Source organism: Bradyrhizobium sp. P2_E8 (assembly GCF_056403875.1).
This window is the reverse complement of the sequence record NZ_JBFUES010000862.1, coordinates 1-3,226: the sequence shown is the minus strand read 5'-3', so window position 1 is coordinate 3,226 and position 3,226 is coordinate 1. Positions and strand designations below refer to the sequence as shown.

At 65.7% G+C, this 3,226-nt stretch carries 5 protein-coding genes; all 5 read left to right on the top strand.

Annotated elements, in window-relative coordinates; all coding sequences use genetic code 11:
* Positions 1-220: hypothetical protein (locus AC1D00_RS33245; RefSeq protein ID WP_477013580.1), on the top strand; the 220-nt coding region annotated here is incomplete at its 5' end.
* 138 nt (positions 221-358) lie between these two features.
* Complete coding sequence (locus AC1D00_RS33240) at positions 359-514, top strand: hypothetical protein (protein WP_167770608.1); 156 nt, start codon at positions 359-361, stop codon at positions 512-514.
* Between the two features lie 325 nt (positions 515-839).
* Positions 840-1,880 (top strand): PrsW family glutamic-type intramembrane protease, encoded by a 1,041-nt coding sequence (locus tag AC1D00_RS33235; protein WP_477013579.1) that lies wholly within the window; start codon positions 840-842, stop codon positions 1,878-1,880.
* Between the two features lie 69 nt (positions 1,881-1,949).
* On the top strand, positions 1,950-2,528 hold the full coding sequence (locus AC1D00_RS33230) for an HdeD family acid-resistance protein (protein ID WP_477013578.1): 579 nt from the start codon (positions 1,950-1,952) through the stop codon (positions 2,526-2,528).
* A gap of 232 nt (positions 2,529-2,760) precedes the next feature.
* Positions 2,761-3,226, top strand: a 466-nt coding sequence (locus tag AC1D00_RS33225) for a 3-deoxy-7-phosphoheptulonate synthase (protein WP_477013577.1), incomplete at its 3' end; no start/stop codon positions are given.

Genomic DNA, 3,226 nt, shown 5'->3' with positions numbered 1-3,226 from the left:
GGACAGGGTCGGCCGGGTTACCGAGCCCGGACGCTACATCTACACGTTCGGCTGGCTCACCATCACCGCCGGCGATCTCGAGATCTGGAAACGATATCCGCAGGCCGCGTTCACGCTGCTCGCGCAGCATGCCGAGCCGGACGAGTCCATCGGCGAGGAGTTTCACCTCGGCGCCTTCGACATCGCCCCCGAGGAGCAGCTGCCGTTCACGACGCACTGAAGGCTGCAAGCGGCCCCGACCGCCCTGCCGCCACGCGCCGATTCGAGCCCCCGCAAGCAGCGTCTGGTGGAAGGCGCGGCTGCAGCGGACGCAGGCCACTGCGGGAACGCATGGCATGCACGTTGCTTAACAATCGCCATGATGCATGTCGCCGCCGTCGATCAAGCCTTCCTGCTGCTGCTGGTCGTGTTCTGCCTGGGCTCGTGCCTCGTGCGCGTCTTCTGGGAGCTCGAGCAGGTGCGGGCGCGCCGTACCGCCACATCGCCCCGCCGGCGCACAAGGAAGCATGACTAGGCCATCGACCCGGCCGCGCGTTGTCCCTGCGGACGCAACGCCGCCTGCCGGACCCGCCGTCGGAGACGTGCATCGTGAATCGAAGAAACCTGGGCATTTCCTTGATTTAACTTACCAATCGCAGCCCGATCCCGGACGTGCGATTGCAACCAATCATGACCGACACGCCCGACAGGCAATAGATGGTACTTGCACTCGATCCCTGCGGTGGTGCGGATGAACGGGAGCTATCACGCGCGTTAAGCGAGGCGACAGCAAGCGCATGACACATGGTCGCAGCGGTAAATGTAGATAAGCGGATCAAGGGAACCTATTTTCGGCGCCGATGTATCTGATTGAAGCATTACCCACCGTTATCGGAACTGCTGCCATCGCCCCGGCGCTGCTGATGCTGTGGCTTGTCATTGCCGCCGAAGAGCGCCCGGGACCACCGGCCCAGGTCTGGACCGCGTTCGTGCTCGGCGCGGCCAGCATCTCCCTGTTGGGCCTCGCCCGCGCGCCCTTCGCCAAGATGGTCGCAGCCCCGGACAATCCCTGGGCGGCGCTGGCCATGCATTCGATCTTCGGCGTCGCGCTGCCCGAGGAAGCCGTCAAGGTGGTCGCCATCGTGCTGGTCTCCTCGACCAAGCGGCGGACCTTCGCCAATCCGATGGACACCGTGGTCTATGGCGCCGCGGTCGGCCTCGGCTTCGCCGCCTACGAGAACCTCGCCTATCTCGTCCAGCACGCCGAGATGTGGCGCTCGCTGGCCGCCTTGCGCAGCGTCCTCACCGTGCCGTTCCACGGCGCGCTCGGCATCATCGCCGGCGCTTACCTGACGATCGCCCGTGCCGGCACGGCGCTGGGCGCGAACCGGCACCATCGCGACTGGGCTCGTCTCTCCAGCCGCCTGCTGATCTTCGCCGGCCCGCTCGCGCTGCATTCGGCCTTCGACTTCCCGCTGCTGACCCTTCAGCGCATGCCGGATCTGGACCCGACGCTCCGGATGTGGCTGGGCGCCGCCAGCCTCCTGATCGGCTTCAGCTCGATCGCCTTCGCCATGCGTCTGGTGCGGCGCGTCGCGCGCCATCACGCGCCCCGCACGGACGTTGCGCGGGAGCGGCTCAGCCAGTTGCGCCGGATGTGGGCGCTGCTGCTCGCCGGCGGCGGCGTCGGCTTTCTCGGCCTCGCCTTCGTGCTGACCTCGATCCATCACTGGCTGATCAACCCCGAGCGCAATCTGACGTTGGCCCTGATCCCGATCGGCTTCGTCTCGATCCTGCTCGGGCTTGCGCTCCTGATCGTCACGATCGCGATCTACATTCTCGGCCRCAACCGCGTTCGCACCAGCGGCGAAGGTTTTTCGTCAGCGCACGGCGGCGGCTGAACCGCGGGATGGCAAGCGCGGTGTGCGCATACTAGATTGAGCGCGCATCTTTCGATCTGGAGCCTGCCGATGCCATCGCCCGAGGATCTTTCACGGCTGCAATCCGCGATGAGCCGGACGGTGAAGGCGCATTGGAAGGCCTTCCTGTTCGAGGGCATCCTGCTCGCCGTCCTCGGCGTCGCCGCACTGATCCTGCCGCCGCTCGCAAGCCTTGCCATCGCGATCTTCCTCGGCTGGATGTTCCTGATCAGCGGCATTGGCGGGCTGATCGTGACCTACTGGGCGCGCAGCACGCCGGGCTTCTGGTGGTCGCTGATCTCGGCCGCGCTGGCCGTGCTTGCCGGCATGCTGCTGCTGGCGCGGCCGATGCAGGCCGTGCTGACGTTGACCATCGTGCTCGGCGCCTATTTCCTCGCCGAGGGCGTCGCTACCATCATGTACGCACTCGAGCACCGCCGCGAACTGAGCGGCCGCTGGTCCTGGCTCCTGGTCTCGGGCCTCGTCGACATCGCGATCTCGTTCATGGTGATCACGGGGCTGCCGAGCTCGGCGGAATGGGCGATCGGCGTGCTCGTCGGTATCAACCTGCTGTTCGGCGGCGCCACCCTGATCGGCATGGCGCTGGCGGCACGCAACAGCAACACCTGAGGGGTCTCGTCGCCCGGCGGGCCGATTGGGGGGTGACAACCCGCCAATGGCACGCTATATGGCCTCCCATGATCACCCTCGTCACCAGCTATTTTTGGTACTTTAGCTACGACAGCTCGCTGGCGGCAGGAGGATCACGCTCAATCTGAAATATTGAAGCAAACGTCCGAACAGCCGCCAGACCTGGCGGCTTTTTTATTGGCCGGCAGGTTCAAACAACCAGGAGCCCGCCGTGCTGAGCACGACCGACGATCTTCGTATCCGCGAACTGAAAGAGCTGAGCACGCCGGATGAGGTGATGCGGGAGGTCCCGCGCACGCTCACCGCAACGCGTGTGGTGATGGCGGCGCGCAACGCCATCCACGCCATCCTCACCGGCCAGGACGACCGTCTGCTGGTCGTGGTCGGCCCCTGCTCGGTACATGATCCCAAGGCCGCGCTCGACTATGCCGAGCGCCTCGCCGCCCTGCGCGAAGACCTCGCCGACCAGCTCGAGATCGTGATGCGGGTCTATTTCGAGAAGCCGCGCACCACTGTCGGCTGGAAGGGCCTGATCAACGATCCCGATCTCGACGGCAGCTTCGACATCAACAAGGGCCTGCGGCTGGCGCGCAACGTGCTGTCGGCGGTGAACAATCTCGGCCTTCCGGCCGGCGCCGAATTCCTGGACATGACGACACCGCAATACATCGCCGACC

Coding starts and splice junctions, on each gene's coding strand:
- AC1D00_RS33240 (WP_167770608.1), top strand. CDS start 359: ATGATGCATGTCGCCGCCGTCGATCAAGCCTTCCTGCTGCTGCTGGTC.
- AC1D00_RS33230 (WP_477013578.1), top strand. CDS start 1,950: ATGCCATCGCCCGAGGATCTTTCACGGCTGCAATCCGCGATGAGCCGG.